Annotated in this window: 18 protein-coding genes; 7 read left to right on the top strand and 11 right to left on the bottom strand. The window is 60.8% G+C overall.

Annotation, left to right across the window (positions count from 1 at the left end; translation table 11 throughout):
• Positions 1 to 47: 47 nt before the first annotated feature.
• A complete protein-coding gene (locus tag I6L34_RS07340) occupies positions 48 to 866 on the bottom strand; it encodes a Cof-type HAD-IIB family hydrolase (protein ID WP_216956369.1) in 819 nt (272 codons plus the stop codon).
• Positions 867 to 976: 110 nt separating this feature from the next.
• Entirely contained in the window at positions 977 to 2,206 is a 1,230-nt protein-coding gene (locus tag I6L34_RS07335) for an MFS transporter (RefSeq protein WP_216956365.1), read from the bottom strand.
• 106 nt (positions 2,207 to 2,312) lie between these two features.
• Here I6L34_RS07335 and I6L34_RS07330 point away from each other — a divergent pair, with 106 nt between their 5' ends.
• Both I6L34_RS07330 and I6L34_RS07325 read left to right on the top strand, forming a co-directional pair.
• Positions 2,313 to 2,936 carry a metalloregulator ArsR/SmtB family transcription factor gene (locus I6L34_RS07330; protein ID WP_041210258.1) on the top strand — a complete coding sequence of 208 codons (624 nt, stop codon included), beginning with the start codon at positions 2,313 to 2,315 and terminating at the stop codon, positions 2,934 to 2,936.
• A 318-nt stretch (positions 2,937 to 3,254) separates the two neighbouring features.
• Complete coding sequence (locus tag I6L34_RS07325; RefSeq protein ID WP_005304871.1) at positions 3,255 to 3,731, top strand: Lrp/AsnC family transcriptional regulator; 477 nt, start codon at positions 3,255 to 3,257, stop codon at positions 3,729 to 3,731.
• A 130-nt stretch (positions 3,732 to 3,861) separates the two neighbouring features.
• Here the strand turns inward: I6L34_RS07325 and I6L34_RS07320 are convergent, their stop codons facing one another.
• Together I6L34_RS07320 and I6L34_RS07315 are read right to left on the bottom strand one after the other, a co-directional pair.
• Positions 3,862 to 4,179, bottom strand: coding sequence for a hypothetical protein (locus tag I6L34_RS07320; RefSeq protein WP_005343224.1), 318 nt, complete (start codon positions 4,177 to 4,179; stop codon positions 3,862 to 3,864).
• A 145-nt stretch (positions 4,180 to 4,324) separates the two neighbouring features.
• Complete coding sequence (locus tag I6L34_RS07315) at positions 4,325 to 4,552, bottom strand: hypothetical protein (protein WP_005335715.1); 228 nt, start codon at positions 4,550 to 4,552, stop codon at positions 4,325 to 4,327.
• A 206-nt stretch (positions 4,553 to 4,758) separates the two neighbouring features.
• On the opposite strand from I6L34_RS07315, the gene I6L34_RS07310 reads away from it, so the two are divergent.
• Positions 4,759 to 5,214 (top strand): NUDIX hydrolase, encoded by a 456-nt coding sequence (locus I6L34_RS07310; RefSeq protein ID WP_216956362.1) that lies wholly within the window; start codon positions 4,759 to 4,761, stop codon positions 5,212 to 5,214.
• Between the two features lie 73 nt (positions 5,215 to 5,287).
• Complete coding sequence (gene chrA / locus I6L34_RS07305; RefSeq protein WP_128815817.1) at positions 5,288 to 6,439, top strand: chromate efflux transporter; 1,152 nt, start codon at positions 5,288 to 5,290, stop codon at positions 6,437 to 6,439.
• Between the two features lie 75 nt (positions 6,440 to 6,514).
• Here the strand turns inward: chrA and msrB are convergent, their stop codons facing one another.
• The 4 genes from msrB to malQ all read right to left on the bottom strand — a co-directional run bounded on the left by msrB (position 6,515) and on the right by malQ (position 13,575).
• Positions 6,515 to 6,901, bottom strand: coding sequence for a peptide-methionine (R)-S-oxide reductase MsrB (msrB, locus tag I6L34_RS07300; RefSeq protein WP_005354730.1), 387 nt, complete (start codon positions 6,899 to 6,901; stop codon positions 6,515 to 6,517).
• Between the two features lie 68 nt (positions 6,902 to 6,969).
• A complete protein-coding gene (glgX, locus tag I6L34_RS07295) occupies positions 6,970 to 9,126 on the bottom strand; it encodes a glycogen debranching protein GlgX (RefSeq protein ID WP_058056596.1) in 2,157 nt (718 codons plus the stop codon).
• Positions 9,126 to 11,303: a 1,4-alpha-glucan branching protein GlgB gene (gene glgB, locus I6L34_RS07290; protein ID WP_058059677.1), complete on the bottom strand. Its 2,178-nt coding sequence runs from the start codon at positions 11,301 to 11,303 to the stop codon at positions 9,126 to 9,128. Before glgB ends, glgX begins: the two co-directional genes overlap by 1 nt.
• Positions 11,304 to 11,385: 82 nt before the next feature.
• Positions 11,386 to 13,575: a 4-alpha-glucanotransferase gene (gene malQ / locus I6L34_RS07285; RefSeq protein WP_075114627.1), complete on the bottom strand. Its 2,190-nt coding sequence runs from the start codon at positions 13,573 to 13,575 to the stop codon at positions 11,386 to 11,388.
• Positions 13,576 to 13,923: 348 nt separating this feature from the next.
• Between malQ and gap the strand changes: the two genes are divergently transcribed.
• Together gap and I6L34_RS07275 are read left to right on the top strand one after the other, a co-directional pair.
• On the top strand, positions 13,924 to 14,919 hold the full coding sequence (gene gap, locus I6L34_RS07280; RefSeq protein WP_005335708.1) for a type I glyceraldehyde-3-phosphate dehydrogenase: 996 nt from the start codon (positions 13,924 to 13,926) through the stop codon (positions 14,917 to 14,919).
• An 86-nt stretch (positions 14,920 to 15,005) separates the two neighbouring features.
• Positions 15,006 to 15,872 carry a D-hexose-6-phosphate mutarotase gene (locus I6L34_RS07275; protein ID WP_216956359.1) on the top strand — a complete coding sequence of 289 codons (867 nt, stop codon included), beginning with the start codon at positions 15,006 to 15,008 and terminating at the stop codon, positions 15,870 to 15,872.
• A gap of 70 nt (positions 15,873 to 15,942) precedes the next feature.
• On the opposite strand, the gene nadA is transcribed toward I6L34_RS07275, so the two are convergent.
• A complete protein-coding gene (gene nadA, locus I6L34_RS07270; RefSeq protein ID WP_167574208.1) occupies positions 15,943 to 17,016 on the bottom strand; it encodes a quinolinate synthase NadA in 1,074 nt (357 codons plus the stop codon).
• Positions 17,017 to 17,156: 140 nt separating this feature from the next.
• Here nadA and I6L34_RS07265 point away from each other — a divergent pair, with 140 nt between their 5' ends.
• Positions 17,157 to 19,262 (top strand): methyl-accepting chemotaxis protein, encoded by a 2,106-nt coding sequence (locus I6L34_RS07265; RefSeq protein WP_216956356.1) that lies wholly within the window; start codon positions 17,157 to 17,159, stop codon positions 19,260 to 19,262.
• 69 nt (positions 19,263 to 19,331) lie between these two features.
• On the opposite strand, the gene I6L34_RS07260 is transcribed toward I6L34_RS07265, so the two are convergent.
• Both I6L34_RS07260 and I6L34_RS07255 read right to left on the bottom strand, forming a co-directional pair.
• Positions 19,332 to 19,787 carry an NfeD family protein gene (locus tag I6L34_RS07260; RefSeq protein WP_005354718.1) on the bottom strand — a complete coding sequence of 152 codons (456 nt, stop codon included), beginning with the start codon at positions 19,785 to 19,787 and terminating at the stop codon, positions 19,332 to 19,334.
• Complete coding sequence (locus I6L34_RS07255; protein ID WP_005335703.1) at positions 19,784 to 20,707, bottom strand: SPFH domain-containing protein; 924 nt, start codon at positions 20,705 to 20,707, stop codon at positions 19,784 to 19,786. The genes I6L34_RS07260 and I6L34_RS07255 overlap by 4 nt, the downstream gene beginning before the upstream one ends.
• Positions 20,708 to 20,890: the final 183 nt, after the last annotated feature.

Raw genomic sequence — 20,890 nt, 5'->3', positions numbered from 1 at the left:
TCTCTTCATGGCCAGCCCGCGTGCTGGCCATGTTGCATCTTGTCAGATCAGGGCAGTACCCAGCGCTGCAGCGCCAGTGCGATACCATCTTCGTTGTGGTCGGCCGTGACCCGATGGGCATGGCTCTGGATCTGCGGGGCCGCATTGCCCATGGCCACTGCCAGCCCCACCTGCTCGAACATGCTGATGTCGTTGTTGTTGTCCCCAAACGCCACCACCTGCTCCATCGCAATCCCTTCGCTGGCTGCCCACTGGGCCAGCCGGTTGCCCTTGCTGCAACCGGGCTGTACCAGCTCCACCGCATAGGGGGCCGCCCAGTCACGGGTAAAGGGCATCTGCTCGACCACCTCGCCCATAAAGGTGTGCAGGCATGCCGGATCCTGATTGAACAGCTCCAGCTTCCAGACCGGGTTGTCGAGCCAGCCTGCCAGCTCCTCGACCGGGTGGAGGGCGATCTTGAGGTGGTCCGGCTGATTGGCCGACCAGTGGCGGATGCGGGTGACATGCTCTTCACAGCCGATGTAGCCAATGCCCTCGCTCAGGTGGAACAGGGCGCCCATCTGCTGCGCCTCGACCGCGGCCAGCAGCTCGGTAAGCGGGGCGACCGCCAGCGGGTCGCCACGTAGGATCCGGTTCTGCACCGGATCATAGAGATAGGCGCCGTTGCTGCAGATGAGGGGGGTGTCGAGGGCCAGCTCGTGGTGGAAGGGACGCGCCGTCATGTAGTGGCGCCCCGTGACCAGCAGCACCTTGATGCCGTGGGCGCGGGCCTGCGCCAGGGCTGCCCGGGTGGCCGACGAGATCTTGTGATCCCGGGTCAGCAGGGTGCCATCCATATCGAGCGCGATGGCCTTGTACTCACTCATAGCTCCTCCAGCATCGAACAAATCCGCAAAGAGCCTTACCGTCCCAGACCCGGCGCCCCGATGCAAGTCTTGCCCGCGGCCGAAGCACCGAACTGTGATCCCTTCGTGGCTCAGGTGCAGCTGGCCAGCTGTTGACGACGGTCGGCACGGCGGCGTAGCAGATAGAAACCAGCGGCACTGGCAAGGGAGCAGAGGGTGGCGAGATAGAAGGGCCACTCGGTACCGGCCAGCAGCACCAGACTGCCGAGCAGCACCGCCAGGATCTCGCTGCCTACGGCGAGGGCGCGGTAGAGCCCCATCGCCTGCCCCTGCTGCTCCGGGTGACTGCGGTTGGAGATCGCCACCGAGGTGGCTAGCTCCCCCAGACTCATGCCTATGCCAGCCGGAACGAAGGTGAGTGCCAGTCCCCACCAGTGCACGGGTAGGATAAAGAGCAGCATGCCGCTCGCCATCACCAGATGGCCGACAATGCCGAGGGAGCTGCCGCGCCAGTGGCGGGCGATGCGGGAGCCGAGCCAGGAGCCCGCCATCATGGGCAGGCTCACCAGCACCGCCGCCTGCGCCAGCTGGGCCGGATCCCAGGACAGCCGCTCCACCAGCCAGATATTGAAGTAGGTGAAATAGAGCTGCACGGCGCCATAGCTGATCAGGGTGAGGGCGAAGTAGGGGAGCAGGGCCGGTTGCAACAACAGCTGGCGGCTGGAGAGGGTCGGGGCCTGCCGGGTGGCCGCCACCGGAGGACGATAGGGGATCAACCAGTACACCAGCAGCAGGTTGAGCAGGGTCATTCCTACCGCCAGCCAGGCGGCCAGACTGTAATCCCCCGAGATCACCGCGGCGTAGCCTCCGATCATCGGCCCCACTACCCAGCCCAGGTTCATGCCGATGTTGATCCAGGCGAAGCTGCGCGCCTTGTGCTCCTTGCCGGCGAGATCCGCCGCCATCGCCTGCACGATGGCGATGTTGCCGTTGCACAGCCCCTCCACCACCCGGCTGAGCAGCAGCAGGGGGAGGGAGCGCCAGGCGATGCCAAGCGCCATCAGGGCATAGCCGGTCAGCACGCCAGCCAGCGAGAGCAGCAGCAGTGGCTTGCGGCCGTAGCGGTCGGAGAGCCGCCCGAGCCAGGGGCTGCCCACCAGCTGGAACAGGGGATAGAGCCCCATGATGACCCCCAGCCACACCTTGCGGCTCCAGTCGGAGGCTTCCGGCGTCAGCATCCCCTGCGCCGGATCCAGCAGCAAGGGGGCCAATACCGGGGAGGGGAGGCTGAAGCCGGCGACCGCCAGCGTGACCGTCATCACCAGCACCCAGAGGGGGTTTTTGTGCCGTTGTTTCGCCATGTTGCACCTATTAAATAAAGTCATTAGTTTATTTATGCTGGGTGATAATCGGCATTAAGTAAAGTGAATTGTTGATTTAATAAAGGGGGCTCCCCATAATGGGGTCATGAACGCAAGCACCGACAAGATCCTGTTTCTGCTCAAGAGCCATGGCCCGCAGAGCGCCGCCGCGCTGGGGGAGCAGTTGCAGATGACCTCCATGGGCGCCCGCCAGCACCTGCTCGCACTGGAGCAGGAGGGGTGGGTCACATTCAGCGACGAGGCGCGGGGGCGCGGTCGTCCCGTGCGGCTGTGGCAGCTCACCGAGCAGGCCTGGCAGCGCTTTCCCGATACCCATAGCGACCTGACCGTGCAGTTGATCGACAACGTGCGCGAGCTGTTTGGCGAGGAGGGGATGGAGCGGCTGATCCTGCAGCGGGAGCAGCAGATGCTGGCGCGCTATCAGCAGACGCTGGGCAACAAGGGGTTGTCCGGTCGGCTGGAGGCGCTCAGGGAGCTGCGCAGCCGCGAAGGCTATATGGCGGAGATCCGCCGTGAGGAGGATGGCAGCTGGCTGCTGTGGGAGAGTCACTGCCCCATCTGTGCGGCGGCGCGCAGCTGCCGCGGTTTTTGTCGCAGCGAGCTGGCGCTGTTTCGCCAGCTGCTGGCACCGGCGACGGTGGAGCGGGAGCAGTATCTGCTGGATGGCGCGCACCGCTGCCTCTATCGCATCACGCCGACCGCGCTCTGATAGCGCCGTTGGCAACCCTCCAAAAACAACAAAGCAGGCGCCGGGATGCCTGCTTTGTTGCCTTCGGGGGAGTGGATGCTCTCGTTCCAGCCCGTCGTTACCCGATAAGGTGAGACGGCTGATGGGGCTCTTGACCCGGTAAGGTCCTTCGCCACAGAGACCCGGTCAGGTATCTGTCTTGCCACCGGAAGATGTAACCATAGTATCCCTCCCGTGCCAGTGAGTGGTTGCAAAGTAGCCACTTATTTCGGTTGTTTTTGCAATAGTTCACCCTTAACCTAGGAAAAGTGGATTAGTCATTGCAACGAGGAAGGGGTAATGCTGAAACTGGATCGCATAGACAGACACATTCTGGAGCTGATGCAGGAGAATGGCCGCATCAGCAATCTCGAACTGGCCGAGCTGGTGGGGCTCTCCCCGTCCCCCTGCTCACGCCGGGTCAAGGCGCTGGAGGATGCCGGCCTCATCGACACCCACGTTACTCTGCTCAACGCCCGCCAGCTTGGCCTCACCCTCACCGCCTACATTCACATTTCCATGGACAGACACACGCCCGAGCGGTTCGAGAATTTCGATCGTGCCATCAGCGAACTGCCGGAAGTGCTGGAGTGTGACCTCATCACCGGCAATGATGCCGACTACCAGCTCAAGGTAGTGGTGCGCGACATGGAGCACTACCAGCACTTCCTGCTGGACAAGCTGACCCATATTCCGGGGGTGACCGGTGTGCGCTCCAGCTTCGTGCTGCGCCGCATCAAGCACAAGACGGCGCTGCCGCTCAACCATCTGGGTTGAGGCTGCGCAAACCGCTTATAGAAACAGAAAGAGGAGGCCAGTGGCCTCCTCTTGTGCTATTCGCTCTTGGTTATTCGGTAGTGGTTATCGGTCTGGATTAGCTGTCGCGGTGACGGGGCGACTGCGGTGGTCAGACGCTGACCTGGCTGATGTCTTCCACCTGCAGCAGCCAGCCGCTCTGCTCCTGCTGCGGTTCGCCGCTGACCCGCAGCCGCTCGCCGGTCGGCACCCACTGCCCCTCGGGCAGGGATACCAGCAGGCTCTCGCTGCCGTTGTCGAACAGCCAGCGATCTTCGCCAAGCGATTCAATCAGATAACCTTCCATCTCCACTCTGGACTCGGCTTGCCAGGATGGCGCAACGGAATCACGGCTCTCGATGAAATCCCCCTGAACACCAAAACTGGCTAGCCCCCACAGAATGGAGAGCCCGACGATGGATGTTTGCATCTTGTCTCTCCTCTTTTGGAACTGTAGGGCCAGTATGGGAACAGAAAACTGAGCGCACCATGAACAAGGTGGCAAAGTGCTGGCGAGATCGCGAAAAAATCCGGCCAATTGGCCGGCAGTGTCATTTTATGGTGCCTGGATCACACTATTTGGCGGCTTCTTCTGCCATTCGTTCCGCTCTTGGCTTATTCGTCCACATGGCTACCCCGCGATGATCCCCACAGATCCCCTCTGCCACCACGGCGCGAACCCGGGTGCCATCTTTGCAAATGGCCTGCCAGGCGTCGGCATCATCGATGGCGAGCGAGTTGGGGGGCGGCGTGGTTTGGCAAGCCGTGAGCAGCAGGGCGCACAGGGGGAGCAATTTTTTCATGGCGGACTCCTCGGGGTAATGGGGGACCGAGAGGATTGGGATGACCTCTCCATCCGGGCTTCACTCCCCAGCATCAGTGATAACCGGTTAAGGGGCAAGGGGAGGGGCCACCGACAGGCGCAGGTGCCGTGCAGCCGGGGCTTGCCCTGTGCCCTCCTTGGGCCTAAGGTGGGGCCGTTTTACTGCCTGATTGAAGGAGCGTTTTCATGTCCACTCTCTATCCCCGCGTCGGGGTTGGCGTCATCCTGACCAACGCCCAAGGCCAGGTGCTGCTTGGCAAGCGCAAAGGGAGCCATGCCCCCTACTGGTCGATCCCGGGTGGTCATCTGGAGTTGGGGGAGAGCTTCGAGTCGGCGGCGATCCGCGAGGTGGCCGAGGAGACCGGACTTGAGATCCACGGGCCCGAGGTGGTGGCGGTGACCAACAATCTGGAGACCTGGCGCGAGAGCGGGCTGCACTATGTCTCGGTGACGCTGCACGCCCGGGCCGATGGTGAGCCGCAGCTGCTGGAGCCGGAGAAGTGCGAAGGCTGGGTCTGGTGCGATCCGCGCGAGTTGCCCGAGCCCCATTTCGACGCTAGCCGCCAATCCATCGCTTGCTGGCTGGCGGGACGCTGCTATCTGCCGGGTGATGTGCCCATGGTGTCGGCCGAATCAGCCTGATTGTCATAAAACGATCATCGCGCTGTCATAATATCTCCTCTCTATCGGGAGAAGAGGGATGAGGGGGAAGATCGTGGGGCAGGTATTTATTCAGTTTTTATGGCTGGGATGCATCAGCTTTGGTGGTCCGGCCGCTCATATCGGCTATTTCCAGCGTACCTTCGTCCAGCGGCTCGGCTGGCTGACACAGGCCGAATTTGCCCGCTTGCTGGCGCTGTGCCAACTGCTGCCGGGGCCCGCCTCCAGCCAGCTTGGTTTCGCCATCGGTCGTCATCGCGCCGGTCTGGGCGGGGCGCTATCTGCTTTTGTTGGCTTCACGCTGCCCTCATTTCTTCTGCTACTGGCGGCTGCGATCGGTATCGGTCAGCTGGGCAGCAATCTGTGGCTCGATGCTGCCTTGCATGGCCTTAAACTGCTGGCGCTTATCGTGGTGGCCGATGCGGTGCTCACCATGAGTCGTCAGTTCTGTGCCACGGGAATGACCCAAGGGATTATGGTGGTGACCGCTGCAGCACTCTGGTGGCAGCCCGGTCTGATGACTCAACTGTTGATGCTGGCTGGAGCGGCGCTGATCTGCGCCCGCAGCCAACGCGGGGCGGGTAGTGTGCCAGCCTCCGCCGAGCTGCCTTCTGCCGCCAGCAGTCAGCCTCATTGGCTGACCCTGCTGCTGTTTGGCATCCTTTTTATCGGCCTGCCGCTGCTCGGTAGTCCACTTGGTCAACTGGTTGCTGACTTCTATCGCGCCGGTAGTCTGGTGTTTGGTGGTGGCCATGTGGTGCTGCCGCTGCTGCAAGAGAGCGTGGGCCACACTCTCAACGAGCAGCAGTTTCTGACCGGTTACAGCCTGGCCCAGTTGGTGCCGGGCCCCATGTTTACCCTTGCCACCTATCTTGGCGCCCAGCTGCAGCCCGAGATGCCGATGATCGGGGCCCTGTTGGCGACCCTGGCGCTCTTTGCGCCCGGCTTTCTGCTGCTCTGGGCGGTGGGCCCCTGCTGGCAACAGTGGCTGGCCCGGCCCCGTCTGGCGGGGGCCGTCACTGGTATCAACGCCGCCGTAGTGGGCTTGTTGCTGGCGGCCCTCTATCAGCCGGTGTGGCAGAACGCGGTGCTGGCGCCGACCGATCTGGCGCTGGCGGCCATAGGCTTTTATCTGCTGCGGGTGGTGAAGTTGCCGGTGCCGGCCATCGCTGCACTGCTGGTGATGGCCGCCATCCTGCTGGCGTGAATGCGTTGAAATCCCGATAAAAAAAACGGCGCCTCCATAACGGAGGCGCCGTTTTTATTGCAATGGGTAAGCCGCTTAAGCGTCGGGATCGAAATCCAGACTCAGGCTGTTGACGCAGTAGCGCTGGCCAGTCTCGGTCGGTCCATCGGGGAAGACGTGACCAAGGTGAGAGCCGCACTGGCGGCAGGTGATCTCCACCCGCTTCATGCCGTGGCTGTTGTCCTCGGTGTACTCCACCGTCCCCTCGATGGCCTTGTCGAACGAGGGCCAGCCGCAGCCGGAATCAAACTTGGCTCCTGAGTGAAACAGCACGCTCTTGCAGCAGACACAGAGGTAGTCGCCGCTCTTGCGATTGTGGAGCAGGGCGCCGCTGTAGGGGCGCTCTGTGCCCTTCTCCCAGCAGACGTGAAACTGCTCGGGGGTCAGTTTGCTGCGCCACTGTTCCGGATTGTTACTGCTCATACCGACTCCTTGCCATCCATACCGGAGCCCAGCATAACGGCTCCGTAAAGCTGACTCCAGCATGCCTCTTATGCTTTGCCTGTATCTGTGATCGAGGTGGCAACCATCTCCTCACCGGATGCAGGGAGAATTTCCTGCTGCGGTGGCTGGGCATCCTCCGCCGTGCTGGCCAACGCTACCCGTTCCAGCAGTTTGAGGGAGTGGGCCCGGCCGACCGCCACCTGCCGTTTGATGTCATCCGGCAGGAAGGGGAGGCCATCGTTGGTGGCGGTGTCGATGGTCTGGATCCACTCCAGCCCTTCCCCCGGCGGCGGCAGGCGGAACTGGATATCGTAGTCGCTGGCGTTGAACAGCACGTACCAGCGCTCGCCGACACAGTTGATCATGCCGATATCCATGGCGAACGCCTGCCCCATGGGGGCGTGCCAATCCTGATCGGTGAGCTGGTGGCCGTCCGGGTGATACCAGTTGACCTGATGGCAGCTGGACGGTGCGCCATTCCAGCTGTCGTCGCTCAGTTGCAGGTTGGAGAAGACACACGACTCCGCCCGCAGCGCCATCATCTGCTGGGTGAAGGCGAACAGCCGTTCATCCTCCGGTCGCCACTGCCAGTTGACCCAGCTGATCTGGTTGTCCTGACAGTAGGCGTTGTTGTTGCCAAGCTGGCTGCGGCCCATCTCGTCCCCGGCGAGGAAGTGGGGAGTGCCTTGGGAGAGCAGCAGGGTGGCAATCAGATTGCGTTTCTGCTGCTGGCGCAGGCTGTTGACCCGCGGATCCAGGGTTGGTCCCTCTACCCCGTGGTTATAGGAGAGGTTGTTGCCGTGGCCATCGCGATTGTCCTCACCATTGGCCTGATTGTGGCGCTGGTTGTAGGAGACCAGATCCTCCAGAGTGAAACCGTCGTGATAGCAGAGGTAGTTGACGCTGGTGTGGGGCGCTCGCCAGTTCTTCGGGAAGATATCCCGCGACCCCACCAAGCGGGTGGCAAAGTCCCCCATCTTGCCCGCATCACCGCGCCAGAAGGCGCGCACCGTGTCGCGATAGCGGTCATTGATCTCCTGCCACTGGCTCGGGAACTGACCCAGCCGGTAGCCGAAGGGGCCGATATCCCAGGGTTCGGCGATGAGCTTGACCTGTGACAGCACTGGGTCGGCCATCACGGCTTTGAAGAAGGCGCCCATGGGCTCGAACTCCCCCGCTTCCCGCGCCAGCGTCACCGCCAGATCGAAACGGAAGCCATCCACCTGCATCTCGGTGACCCAGTAACGCAGGGCATCGAGCACCAGCCGCAGGGTGTTGGGATGATCCAGATTGACGCTGTTGCCGCAGCCAGTCACGTTGGCGTGACGGGTGTAGTCCGGGCCGTGGGGGCCTGCTTCGAAGGCGTAGTAACCGGCGTTGTCAAAGCCCTTGAACGAGAGGGTAGGGCCGTCGAAGCCCGAGGCGGCAGTGTGGTTGTAGACCACATCCAGGATCACCTCGAGTCCGGCCCGGTGCAGCTCGCGTACCATGGTCTTGAACTCGGTCACCGCCTCGTCCGCCCTGGTGCTGTAGCGCGGCTCGGGGGCGAAGAAGGCGATGGGGTTGTAGCCCCAGTAGTTGGTCAGTCCCAGCTGCTCCAGTCGCGGTTCCGACATGAAGGCGGCCACCGGCATCAGCTGCACCGAGGTGATGCCGAGACTCTTCATATGCTCGATAACCAGCGGGTGACAGATGCCAAGGTAGGTGCCCTGCAGCGCTTTGGGGATCCCCGGGTGCTGCTTGGTAAAGCCCTTGACGTGGGTCTCGTAGATAATGGTGCGGGCCGGGCTGATCCCGGGTTTGCCAACCCCTTGCCAGTCAAAACTGTCATCCACTACCACCGACTTGGCAATCATCCCGGCGCTGTCACCCTGATAGAGGGCTTCATCCCAGTAGGTGGGACGACTGAGCGCCCTGGCGTAGGGGTCGATCAGCAGTTTTTGCGGATCGAACAGCATCCCCTCCTGCGGGGTGCCATAGACCCGATAGCCGTAGCGCTGACCGGCCTTTACGCCGCGCACGTAGCCAAAGCGATACTGGCCACGGCGGCCGGGCAACTCCAGCCGCATCAGCTCCTGCTCCTGCTCGTCGTACAGGCAGATCTCCACCTTATCCGACTGGGGGGCCCAGACGCAGAAGTGGCAACCGTTCTCGTCAAGGCGGGCCCCCAGCGGGTGGCCCACCCCTTTTTCCATTACAAGCATCAAGACTCCTGTTTGATAAACAAGGTCGCCAGCGGCGGCAGATCCAGCACTATGCTGTGTGCCATCCCCTGCCAGGGGGTCGGTTCGGCAGCGAACACCAGACCTACATCATAGTTACTACCCCAGTAATACTCGCTGTCGGTGTTGAGCACCACCCGATAGTGGCCCGCCGCAGGGACGCCGATCCGATATTCGAGACGGGGCACCGGGGTGAAGTTGCAAGCCACCACAATAGTCTGCTTGCCCTCTTTGTCCGCCCGCAGCCAGGCAAAGATGCTGTTGTCGGCATCGTTGTGATCCAGCCAGCGGAAGCCGGTCTGCTCATAATCGGCCTGATACAAGGCAGGCTCATGACGGTAGAGGTGGTTGAGATCGTGGATCAGCCGCTGCTGACCGGCATGCTTGGGATATTGCAGCAGATGCCACGGCAGTTGGGCGTCGTGGTTCCACTCGTTGCTCTGGGCGATTTCGGTGCCCATGAAATTGAGCTTCTTGCCCGGGTGGGCGTACATGAAGCCCATGTAGGCCCGCAGGTTGGCGGCTTGCTGCCACTCGTCGCCCGGCATCTTGTAGAGCATGGAGTGCTTGCCGTGCACCACCTCGTCGTGGGAGAGCGACAGGATGAAGTTCTCGTCATAGTGGTAAACCATGGAGAAGGTCATGTCGTTGTGGTGGTAGCGGCGATGGATCGGTTCTTTCTGCATATAGGTGAGAGTGTCGTGCATCCAGCCCATATTCCACTTGAAGCCAAATCCGAGGCCGCCGAGGAAGGTGGGGCGGGAGACACCGGCAAAGGCGGTGGACTCTTCGGCTATGGTCATGGCGTGGGGATACTTGCCGTAGACCTCCTCGTTGGTCCACTTGAGCAGGCTGATCGCCTCGTAGTTGTGGTTGCCGCCATCGACGTTCGGTACCCATTCACCGGCGTTGCGGGAGTAATCCAGATAGAGCATGGAGGCGACCGCATCCACCCGCAGGCCGTCGATGTGGAACTTGTCGAGCCAGAACAGGGCGCTTGCCACCAGGAACTGGCGCACTGTGTCGCGGCCGAAGTCGTAGATGTAGGAGTTCCAGTCCGGGTGCCAGCCACGGCGCGGATCTTCATATTCGTAGAGCGGGGTGCCGTCGAAACGGGCCAGTCCGTGGGCATCGGACGGGAAGTGGGCGGGCACCCAGTCCAGAATGATGCCGATCCCGGCCTGGTGGCACTGATCGACGAAGTATTTGAAATCATCAGCGGTGCCGTAGCGGCTGGTGGGGGAGAACATGCCCACCGGCTGGTAGCCCCAGGAGCCGCTGAAGGGGTGCTCGGAGACAGGCAGCAGCTCGATGTGGGTGTACTCCATCTCCTTGACGTAGGCGACCAGCTCCACTGCCAGTTCACGCCAGCTCAGGCTGTCGCCGTTGGGGTGGCGTTTCCAGGAGCCGACGTGCAGCTCATAGATGGAGAGCGGCTGCTCGCGTTTGTCGTTGTGCTGGCTGGCAATCCACTCGGCATCCTGCCACTGGTACTGGGCGTGGTCATAGACCACGGAGGCGAACGACGGATACTGCTCGCAGTAAAAGCCGACCGGATCGCTCTTGTGGGGCAGCCGGTTGCCCATGGGGTCTTTGAGCTCAAACTTGTAGCGATCCCCGGCCTTGAGGCCCGGCACAAACAGCACCCAGTGACCGCAGAGGCTGCGCTGCATCGGATGGCGGCGGCCATCCCAGAAGTTGAAATCGCCGATGAGGCTCACGGCGGTGGCGCTCGGCGCATAGACCGCAAAACGTACCCCTTCCACCTGCTGGCCAAGATGCTCCACGGTGCGCAACTGGGCGCCAAGGGTGTGGTAGAGGTTTTCCGGCTGGGCGGTCAGTTCGGCCAGGCCTGCCCAAGCGGCATCCTGAAACTGATAGGGGTCGATGACCTCGGTGGTGGCATCTTGGTAGCTGGCGATCAGCTGATAGGGGAAGGAGTTTTTGCGGCGGGTGAAAACAGTTTCAAAAAGACCCGATTCATCGGTGGGCGCCAGGGTGGCAACGACTTTGCCCGACTTGAGATCCTTGACGCGGACTTCGAGGGCATCAGGCAACCAGGCGGTCAGTTTGAGGCCGGGCCCATCCGGATTGGCCTGCAGGCCTAAGTGAGAGAAGGGATCGGAACAGCGGGCAGCAACCAAACGTTCAACGAGCATCGAGATTTCCTTTCATGACAGAGCATCCACTCCGGCCGAAGCCGGAGTGGATTTAGGTGAGAGCGCTGTGGGAGACAGCGTCTCAACGACTGGCCTCATCACGGGCTTGGCTCATCTTGCCAGCCAGTGCCTTGAGTGCCTCATTGGCAAAAATATCTTCCAGATCAGCGGAGAGCTTGCGGCGCCAGTTGGGGTATTCGTAACTGGTGCCCGGTACGTTGACCGGCTTGTCCATCTCCAGCCAGTCTTCCAGCTGGGTACTGAACAGGGCGCAGCTGCCGCGGGACATGTGGATCTGCAGACCGTGGTTGAGTTCGGTGTTCATGCCGACCCAGTTCACGTCATGACTGATGTTGTCAGAGATGACCTTGTGGGCATGCAGGCTGTCGAGGATCCGCTGTTTGGCCTGGTGACGATCAGCATACAGAGTCTTCAAAACATCTTCATCCGGATACAGACCCAGTTGGCGGCCGAGCGCCAGATCATCGCAGTGCCAGAAGCCCTTGAGGGTCGGCATGTCGTGGGTGGTCAGGGCCGACATCGCCTGCTCTGTGTAGTGCGCCGGGGAGATAAAGCCGCCATCTTCCTTGGAGCGCTCGAAGAAGAACACCTTGTAGGAGTGGACGCCGTTCTCTTTCAGGGTCACGTCGATCCCCTCCGGCACGGTGCCCAGATCCTCGCCGATCAGCAGGCACTGATTGCGGTGGGATTCGAGGGCCAGAATGCCCAGCAGATCGTTGACCGGATAGTAGATGTAGGCGCCCTTGGCGGCGGACGCTCCGGGCGGTACCCACCACAGGCGCAGCAAGGCCATCACGTGGTCGATACGCAGTGCGCCACAGGAGCGCATGTTGGCACGGAACAAGTCCACCATCGGCTGATAGGCCGCTTCAAACAGCTTGTTCGGGTTCATCGGGGGCAGGCCCCAGTTCTGACCTAGCGGGCCGAGGATATCGGGCGGCGCACCGACCGAAGCTTTCGGGCAGTAGAGATCCTGGTTGGCCCAGATCTCGGTGGAGCCTTCGGAGACGCCCACCGCCAGATCCCGGTAGATACCCATCACCATGCCGGCAGCCTTGGCACGGGCATCGGCTTGCGCCAGCTGCTCGTCGGCCAGGAACTGCAGATAGAGGTAGAAGTTGACATCTTGCGGGTGCGCGGCCATCCAGGCGGCAACGGCAGGGTTGTGGTAATCGCGCAGCTCCTGCGGCCATACCGGCCAGCCCCAGGCATTTTCGCCTTTGGCATAGAAGTGGGCCTGCAGGGCATCAAATGCTGCCTGCTGTTGCAGGCTGTCGCCACCGGCGGCCACGAAGGCATCAAAGGCGGCCTGACGCTCGGCGCCAAGGCTGGCTTCGTCGAACACCTGACGCAGCATGCCGAGTTTGGTCTGGATCACGCCGGTGTAATCGACGTTCTCCTTGGCGCGCAGATCGGCCAGATGTTGCTGAAAGGCAGGGCTTGCCACTTCCGCCTTCAGGCGATCGCTCTGCTGGAATTCGGGCACCGCTTCCACATTGATATAGGCCACGTTGAGCCAGCGACGGGAAGAGGGGCTGTAGGGACTGGCGCTCTCGGGATTGGCCGGATAGAGGGCGTGGATAGGGTTGAGGCCGACGAAGTGGGCACCCCAGGCGGCCGCTTTCTCGACCAGCTGGCCCAGATCGCTGAAATCACCGATACCCCAGTTGTGGCGGCTGCGCAGGCAGTAGAGCTGCACGCTCGGACCCCATACCTTGCGGCCATCGGCAATCGGCGCCTGTTTGTAGCAGGCCTTGGGGGCGACGATGAGGCGCATGGTGGCCAGCGGTTCGTCATTGCCCTCTTCCAGCAACACCAGCTGGTGATAACCCAGCTCCGGGGCCATCTCCAGCGTGACGCGATAGGCCTGGCACTCCATCTCTTCAAATTCGGCCACGCCGACCAGCTCACCCTCGATGGGGGTGAATTGACCGGACAGCACAGCACCCTGCTCCTGATGAAGCTGCCAGGTGAGGGCGTCGTTGACGAATTCGATGGGGAGGCGAACCTCAAGGGTAACGGCGTCGCCGGTGCGAACCACCATCACAGGATCCAGCGCCCGCAGCCAGTGCTGGCGATGCTCCTCTTCCAGCTGCTGCACCAGTGCGGCCTCGTCATCGACGCGGTAGCCCATGGCGCCCAGCATGGCGGCCTTGCTCTCTTCTGATACCTGGGCCGGGTGGCCCCAGGCATCGACATACTCGCTGGCGATACCTTTTGCGGCAGCCAGCTGTTCAATCAGGGTGGTCATAGTTTGAGAATTCCCGCTGTGGATTCTATCTATACTATTTTGTTTGATTTTTATGGGGTGGTACTTGAACAGTGGCTCTATGGGCCATGCTAAACCGCGCACATTTTTACATATCTCTGTGAATGGTTGTGTGACCGAGTAGGCACTATTGTTGATATCTGCGCGATGCCACGATCTGGCACTTTTTTCGTCAAAACGTGGTAATCAGTTACATAAACAGAAAATTAATTTCACAGTTTTTCATGATATAGCGCAATTTCAGACAGAATGTTGGTTGACTCACCGGAGAGTTCTAGTAAATTTACAAGCGGAATTTTCTTTGACTACTGAACAGTTAGGTAACTAAATATGACTATCAAAGTAGGTATTAACGGTTTTGGCCGTATCGGTCGTTTCGTATTCCGTCTGGCTTGCGAGCGTGCAGACATCGAAGTTGTTGGTATCAACGACCTGATCGATGTTGACTACATGGCTTACATGCTGAAGTACGATTCAACTCACGGTCGTTTCAACGGTACCGTTGAAGTTAAAGACGGCAACCTGGTTGTAAACGGCAAAACCGTACGTGTTACCGCTGAGCGTGACCCGGCCAACCTGAAGTGGGGCGAAATCGGTGTTGACGTTGTTGCTGAAGCTACCGGTCTGTTCCTGACCGACGAGACTGCTCGCAAGCACATCGCTGCTGGTGCCAAGAAAGTTGTTCTGACTGGCCCGTCCAAAGACGCTACCCCGATGTTCGTAATGGGTGTTAACGACTCTACCTACGCTGGCCAGGACATCGTTTCCAACGCTTCCTGCACCACCAACTGCCTGGCACCGATCGCCAAGGTTCTGAACGATACCTTCGGTATCGAGTCTGGCCTGATGACCACCGTTCACGCTACCACTGCTACCCAGAAGACCGTTGATGGTCCGTCTGCCAAAGACTGGCGCGGTGGCCGCGGTGCGGCTCAGAACATCATCCCGTCCTCTACCGGTGCTGCCAAAGCTGTTGGCGTAGTTATTCCGGAACTGAAAGGCCTGCTGACCGGTATGGCTTTCCGTGTTCCGACTCCGGACGTGTCTGTTGTTGACCTGACCGTTAACCTGAAGAAAGCTGCCACCTACGCAGAAATCTGCGAAGCGATGAAAGCTGCTTCCGAAGGCGCTATGAAAGGCGTTCTGGGCTACACCGAAGACGAAGTTGTATCTACCGACTTCCTGGGTGAGCGTCAGACCTCCGTATTCGACGCCAAGGCTGGTATCCAGCTGAACGACAAATTCGTTAAAGTTGTATCCTGGTACGACAACGAAATGGGCTACTCCAGCAAAGTTCTGGACCTGATCGCTCACATCTCCAAGTAATTTGGGATGCGCAATCGCGTAGCTTGAAAAAGGCGGCCATTGGCCGCCTTTTTGTTTTTCGGTTTCCCCTGATGACAGGAGTCCACATGCAATCCATTCGTCCCCTGACAGCCAATTGCAAGCTTGCCAACAATGCGGCCGGTCTGCCGGTTCTCACCATCAACAACGACTATGCCAAGGCAGAAATCAGCCTGTTTGGCGCCCATGTGCTGAGCTATCAGCGTCATGGCGAGCCAGCCTCCATCTGGCTGAGCGACAAGGCGGTGCTGGATGGCAGCAAGCCTGTTCGCGGTGGTATCCCGATCTGCTGGCCCTGGTTTGGTCCGGCGCCCGCCCGCGTCGGTAGCGGCAAGCCCTCCCACGGTTTTGCCCGTACCACCCTCTGGATGCTGGACGGGGTCTCAGATCACGCTGACGGCACGCTTGTTCATCTCTCCCTGCGCGATAGCGATGCGACCCGTGCCCTGTGGGATCACGCCTTCGAGCTGGAAATGGACGTGCTGGTGGGCAAAGAGCTTTCGCTGGTGCTGACCACTCGCAACACCGGTAGCCAGCCGCTGACTTATAGCGGTGCGCTGCACACCTATTTGCAAATCAGTGCGCCGGAGGCTGTGAGTGTCACCGGCCTGGGCGAGCCCTATGCCGACAAGCTGACCGGACAGGATGCCAAGCAGCAGGGGGCATTGACCCTGAGCGGGCCGCTGGATCGGGTCTACTGGCAGCCAGAGGCGCTGGTGAGAGTGCAGGATGGTGAGCGCGAGACACGGGTGGTCAGTGGCAACCACGACAGCGTGGTGGTCTGGACCCCATGGCTGGAAGGGGCCACCGCCATGGCCGACATGAGCGACGATGGCTATCGCACCATGCTCTGCGTCGAAGCTGCCATTGCCGGCGACGCTGGGGTGACCGTTGCGCCGGATGAAGAGCACAGCCTCTCCACCGTAATCATCTGAGTTGGATTAGGTTCAGATAAATAAAGAGGGCTCCCGCGGGAGCCCTCTTTGCATCTCGTGACGGCGGCAATCAGGCGTTGCCCTGAGTCTTGAGCTTGAGTTCGGCGGCGAAATTGAGCATCCGGTCGAGCGGAATGAGGGCCTTTACCCGCAGCGCTTCATCGACATGGATCTCGTGGCGTTCGGCACCATCGGTGAGGGCCTCCTTGATCGCCACCAGACCGTTCATCGCCATCCAGGGGCAGTGGGCGCAGCTGCGGCAGGTAGCGCCATCGCCACCGGTCGGGGCTTCCACCATCTCTTTCTCCGGACAAGCCTGCTGCATCTTGTAGAAGATGCCCCGATCGGTCGCCACGATCAGCTTCTGCTGGGGCAGCTCCTTGGCCGCCTTGATCAGCTGACTGGTGGATCCCACCGCATCGGCCAGCTCGATCACCGAGGCGGGGGATTCCGGATGAACCAGCACGGCGGCGTCCGGATTCTGCTCTTTCAGCTCGCGCAGGGCACGGGCCTTGAACTCGTCGTGGACGATGCAGTGGCCCTGCCAGCGCAGCATCTGCGCCCCGGTTTTCTTCTCGATATAGGCACCCAGATGGCGATCCGGGCCCCAGATGATCTTGTGACCCAGACTGTCGAGGTGTTCGACGATTTCCAGTGCAATGCTGGAGGTCACCACCCAGTCAGCCCGTGCTTTGACCGCAGCCGAGGTATTGGCATAGACCACCACGGTATGGTCGGGATTGGCATCGCAGAAGGCGGAGAACTGTTCGATGGGACAGCCCAGATCTAGGGAGCATTCGGCCTCCAGAGTCGGCATCAGCACCCGCTTGTGGGGGCTCAGGATCTTGGAGGTTTCCCCCATAAAGCGCACCCCGGCGACGATCAGGGTTTGCGCCTCGTGATCGCGGCCAAAGCGGGCCATCTCCAGCGAGTCACCGACGAAACCGCCGGTGGCTTCGGCCAGCGCCTGGATCTCGGGATCCGTGTAGTAGTGGGCAACCAGTACCGCTTTGCGCTCCTTGAGCAGCGCCTTGATTTCTGTGGTCAAGGTCATTCTCTGCTCGGCACTCAGGGGAAGAGGTTTGGCCGGAAAGGGGTAGTCCATCGCGACTACCGGCGGGACACTGCTCAGTGCATTGCTCATTGCGACTGTTCCATCAACGCTCGGGAAGGCAAAAATTATAACCAGAAGCCTGCCACAAACCCATCAACAAATCGGGTGAAGCGCAAGTGGGCGAATATACTCAAGTAATTCGTTGTTATTCTGCCATAAGGAGTTGTCGCATGAAGCAACGTTCCCTCAAGTTCAAGTTGTTGTGCCTTACCATGGGGCTGTTTCTGCTGACCGGGCTGGCCATGACCCTGCTGCAATCGGCCTCTTTCAGTTCCCTTCGCAACATGGTGATGACCCAGACCAGCGATGCACTGGAAGAGGAGGTCTCCCGCAGCTTGCAGTATCAGGCAGAGCGCTATGCCATCCAGATTGCCTCGCTGATGCAGAACTCCTATCAGATCCCCCTGACCGTGACCGCCCAGATTGAAGCCGGTATGACCAAACCGGAACTGCGCTTGTCGCGACCCCAAGTGGAGTCTCTGCTCGGCAGCAGCCTGCAGCAGGCGAGCGGGATCAGCTCCATTTATGCCCAGTTTGAACCGGATGGCTATGATGGCGAAGATGGCAACTGGCTGGGCGGAGCCAGCCACTCGGTGGCAGGAAAGGGGAGTCTGGAGGTCTATTTCACCAAGGATCAGGGAGGGGCAGTCGCTCAGCAAGCGGTGGACGCCGCCGCCAGTGAGGCCAAGTTTGATACCTCCCTCAACGAGTTCGGCATTCGCAACAGCGAGTGGTATCTCTGTGGTCGCGATACCCGCCAGCCCTGCCTGATGGAGCCCTACCTCTACGAAATCAGCCCGGGCAACAAGATGCTGATGACCAGTCTGACGGTGCCCGTGCTGCGTGACGGCAAGTTTGTCGGGCTGGCCGGGGTGGATATGAACCTGCCCATCTTCCAGCAACTGGCTGAAAACCTTGGCAAGAGCCTCTATGACAACAAGGCGGATGTGACCCTGGTCAGCAAGATGGGGCTGATTGTGGGCAGCAACCGCTATGCCGACAAGCTGGGCCGTCCACTCAAGGAGGTGGGCCTGACCCTGCCTGACGGTCGGCCGGTCAGCAGCGACAGTGACTTCATTCTTCATCAGCCCATTCGGGTTGAAGCAGCCAATACCCAGTGGTGGTTGATGATCAAGGTGCCCAAGGCGCTGGCGCTCGGCAAGGCGCACGCCATCAGCAATGAACTGGGCGCCCTGCTGGTGGATGGCCAGCGGCAGCAGATCATCGCCATGGGCGGTATCACCCTGCTGGTGCTGGGGCTGCTGGTCTGGTTTATCCAGACCATTACTGCGCCGCTTTCTCTTATCAGCCGCCATGTGGGTCATCTCTCCAGCAACGAGGGTGACCTGACCCAGCAGATGGAGATCGACACCCATCAGGAGCTGATCGATCTGGGTTCTCAGCTCAATGCCTTCCTCGGCAAGCTGCGGGGCATGGTGCAAATGAGCAAGGGGATTGGCCAGCAGGTCTACCAGCAGGCGCGGGAGATGAAACATACCGCCGACACCATGCGCAACAGTCTGGACGAGCAGAATCTGGAGCTGGAGAGCGTGGTAAGCGCCATGCATCAGATGAGCACCACGGCAGTCAGCGTGGCGGGTTATGCCGAGCAGGCGGCGCAGGAGTCGGAAGCGGCGACCCACCACATCAATACCGCCCAGCAGACCCTCAGCAATGCCCGCAACGAGATCCATACTCTGGTCGGCGATATGCATGAGGCGGACAAGGCGGTGGCGCTGGTGGCCCAGCGCAGCACCAATATCAGCCGGATCCTCGATGTGATCCGCGCCATTGCCGAGCAGACCAATCTGCTGGCCCTCAACGCCGCCATCGAGGCAGCACGGGCAGGGGACATGGGCCGCGGCTTTGCGGTGGTGGCAGACGAGGTGCGGGCGCTGGCCAACAAGACTCGTGAATCGACCGACGAGATCGGCCAGCTGATTGGTAGCCTGCAGACCGAGGTGAGCAGCAGTCAGCGTCTGATGAATACCGGCATCGAGCGCTCCACCACCACGGTGCAGGGCACCGAGCAGGCGTTCGAGGCGCTCAATCGGGTGGTGGCCCAGATCCAGCAGATCCACGACCACATCAGTCAGGTCGCCACCGCCGCCGAGCAGCAGAGCGCCGTCAGTGACGATATCAACAAGAATTTGATGCGGATTGGTGATACCGCCAACGTGATTGGGCAGGAGGCCAGCTCCAGCCATCAACTGAGCGAGGCGCTGGAGCAAGCGGCCACGGCGCTGGCCAGTCAGCTCGATCGGCTGCGTACCTGAGTTGTTGCCAGAGAGACAAAAGCCCGCGAGCGATCGCGGGCTTTTTTATCACTCGATGGCAGAGTTGCGTCAGTTGCGGGGTTCAACCAGCAGGATGTGTGAGTCAGCCCCCACCACCCTGACCTTGCTGCCCGCAGGCAGCGACTCGTCGCAGCGCACCGTCCAGACCGTGTCGTCCAGATGTACCCGGCTGGTGCCTTGGGCGACATCATCCAGCAGGGTCAGCTCGCGGCCCATATAGCTCTGCATCCGCTCGTTGATGGTGCTGGCGGCATCCTGACCCGAGTTGTCACGCTGGTGCTGCCAGCGCCACCAGGCCCAAGTGGTGAGCAGGGATTGCACCGCAAACAGCAGCAACTGCGCCTGCCAGCCAAAGGGCCAGATCAGCAGCAGTAGCCCCACTTCCAGCGCGGCGATGCCGGTCCAGAGCAAAAAGCCCACCGAGCCGAGCACCTCGATGGCCAGCAGAATGAAGCCGAGCCCCAGCCAGTGCCAGTGGGTCAGCCCCTCTAACAGGGCAGTCATGACTTGCTGCCCTTGCCATCTTTGTTGAACAGCTCGGCCATGCCAGCCACCGAGCCAATCAGGCTGCCCGCTTCCAGCGGCATCATGATGATCTTGCTGTTGGGGCCTTCACCGATGCGGGCCAGTGCCTCGGTGTACTTCTGAGCTACGAAGTAGTTGATGGCCTGCAGGTCTCCTTCCGCAATTGCCTGGGAGACCATATGAGTCGCCTTGGCTTCTGCCTCGGCAGCCCGCTCCCGCGCTTCGGCGGCGAGGAAGGCGGCCTGACGCTCACCCTCGGCTTTGAGGATCTGGGACTGCTTCTCCCCTTCCGCTTTCAGGATCTTGGACTGGCGCACCCCTTCGGCTTCCAGTACCTCGGCCCGCTTCTGGCGCTCGGCCTTCATCTGGGCGTTCATCGCCTCGACCAGTGCCAGCGGCGGGCGCACATCTTTAATCTCGATGCGGGTCACCTTGATACCCCAGGGGGCGGTGGCGGCATCCATGGTGCGCAACAGTTTCTCATTGATGGTGTCGCGCTGGGAGAGCATCTCGTCCAGCTCCATGGCGCCGAGCACGGTGCGCATATTGGTCATGGTGAGATTGCGGATGGCGCTGGTGAGATCGTTGACCTCATAACCCGCTTTGCGGGCATCCACCACCTGCACAAAGCTGATGGCGTCGATGGTGACATTGGCGTTGTCGCGGGAGATCACCTCTTGTGCCGGGATATCCAGCACTTGCTCCATCATGATGATCTTGTGGCCGACCCTATCCACGTAGGGGATCAGCAGGTTGAGACCCGGGGTCAGGGTTCGGGTGTAGCGGCCGAAGCGCTCCACCGTCCAGTTGTAGCCCTGGGGCACTATCTTGATGCCCGCGCTCAGGGTGGCGAGCACCAGGAACACGAAAATCCCTAGCACAATCAATGATTCATTCATCATTTAGCTCCTTATGAAACACAGTCCCTAGCCTATGGTCTGGCGTCAGGTACCACAAGTGACTTCGTACGCCTTTGTCACGAATTGGCTTTGCTAATTACCAAAACGCATTAAAAAGCATTTTTTATTATTTTGAGGGATAAGCTGCCCTGCCTATAGTCGCCCCATATTAGTCGTGTTCCG

The organism is Aeromonas sp. FDAARGOS 1404, from assembly GCF_019047085.1.
GTDB classification, from domain to species: domain Bacteria; phylum Pseudomonadota; class Gammaproteobacteria; order Enterobacterales; family Aeromonadaceae; genus Aeromonas; species Aeromonas veronii.
This window is presented reverse-complemented; position numbering and strand designations above follow the sequence as displayed.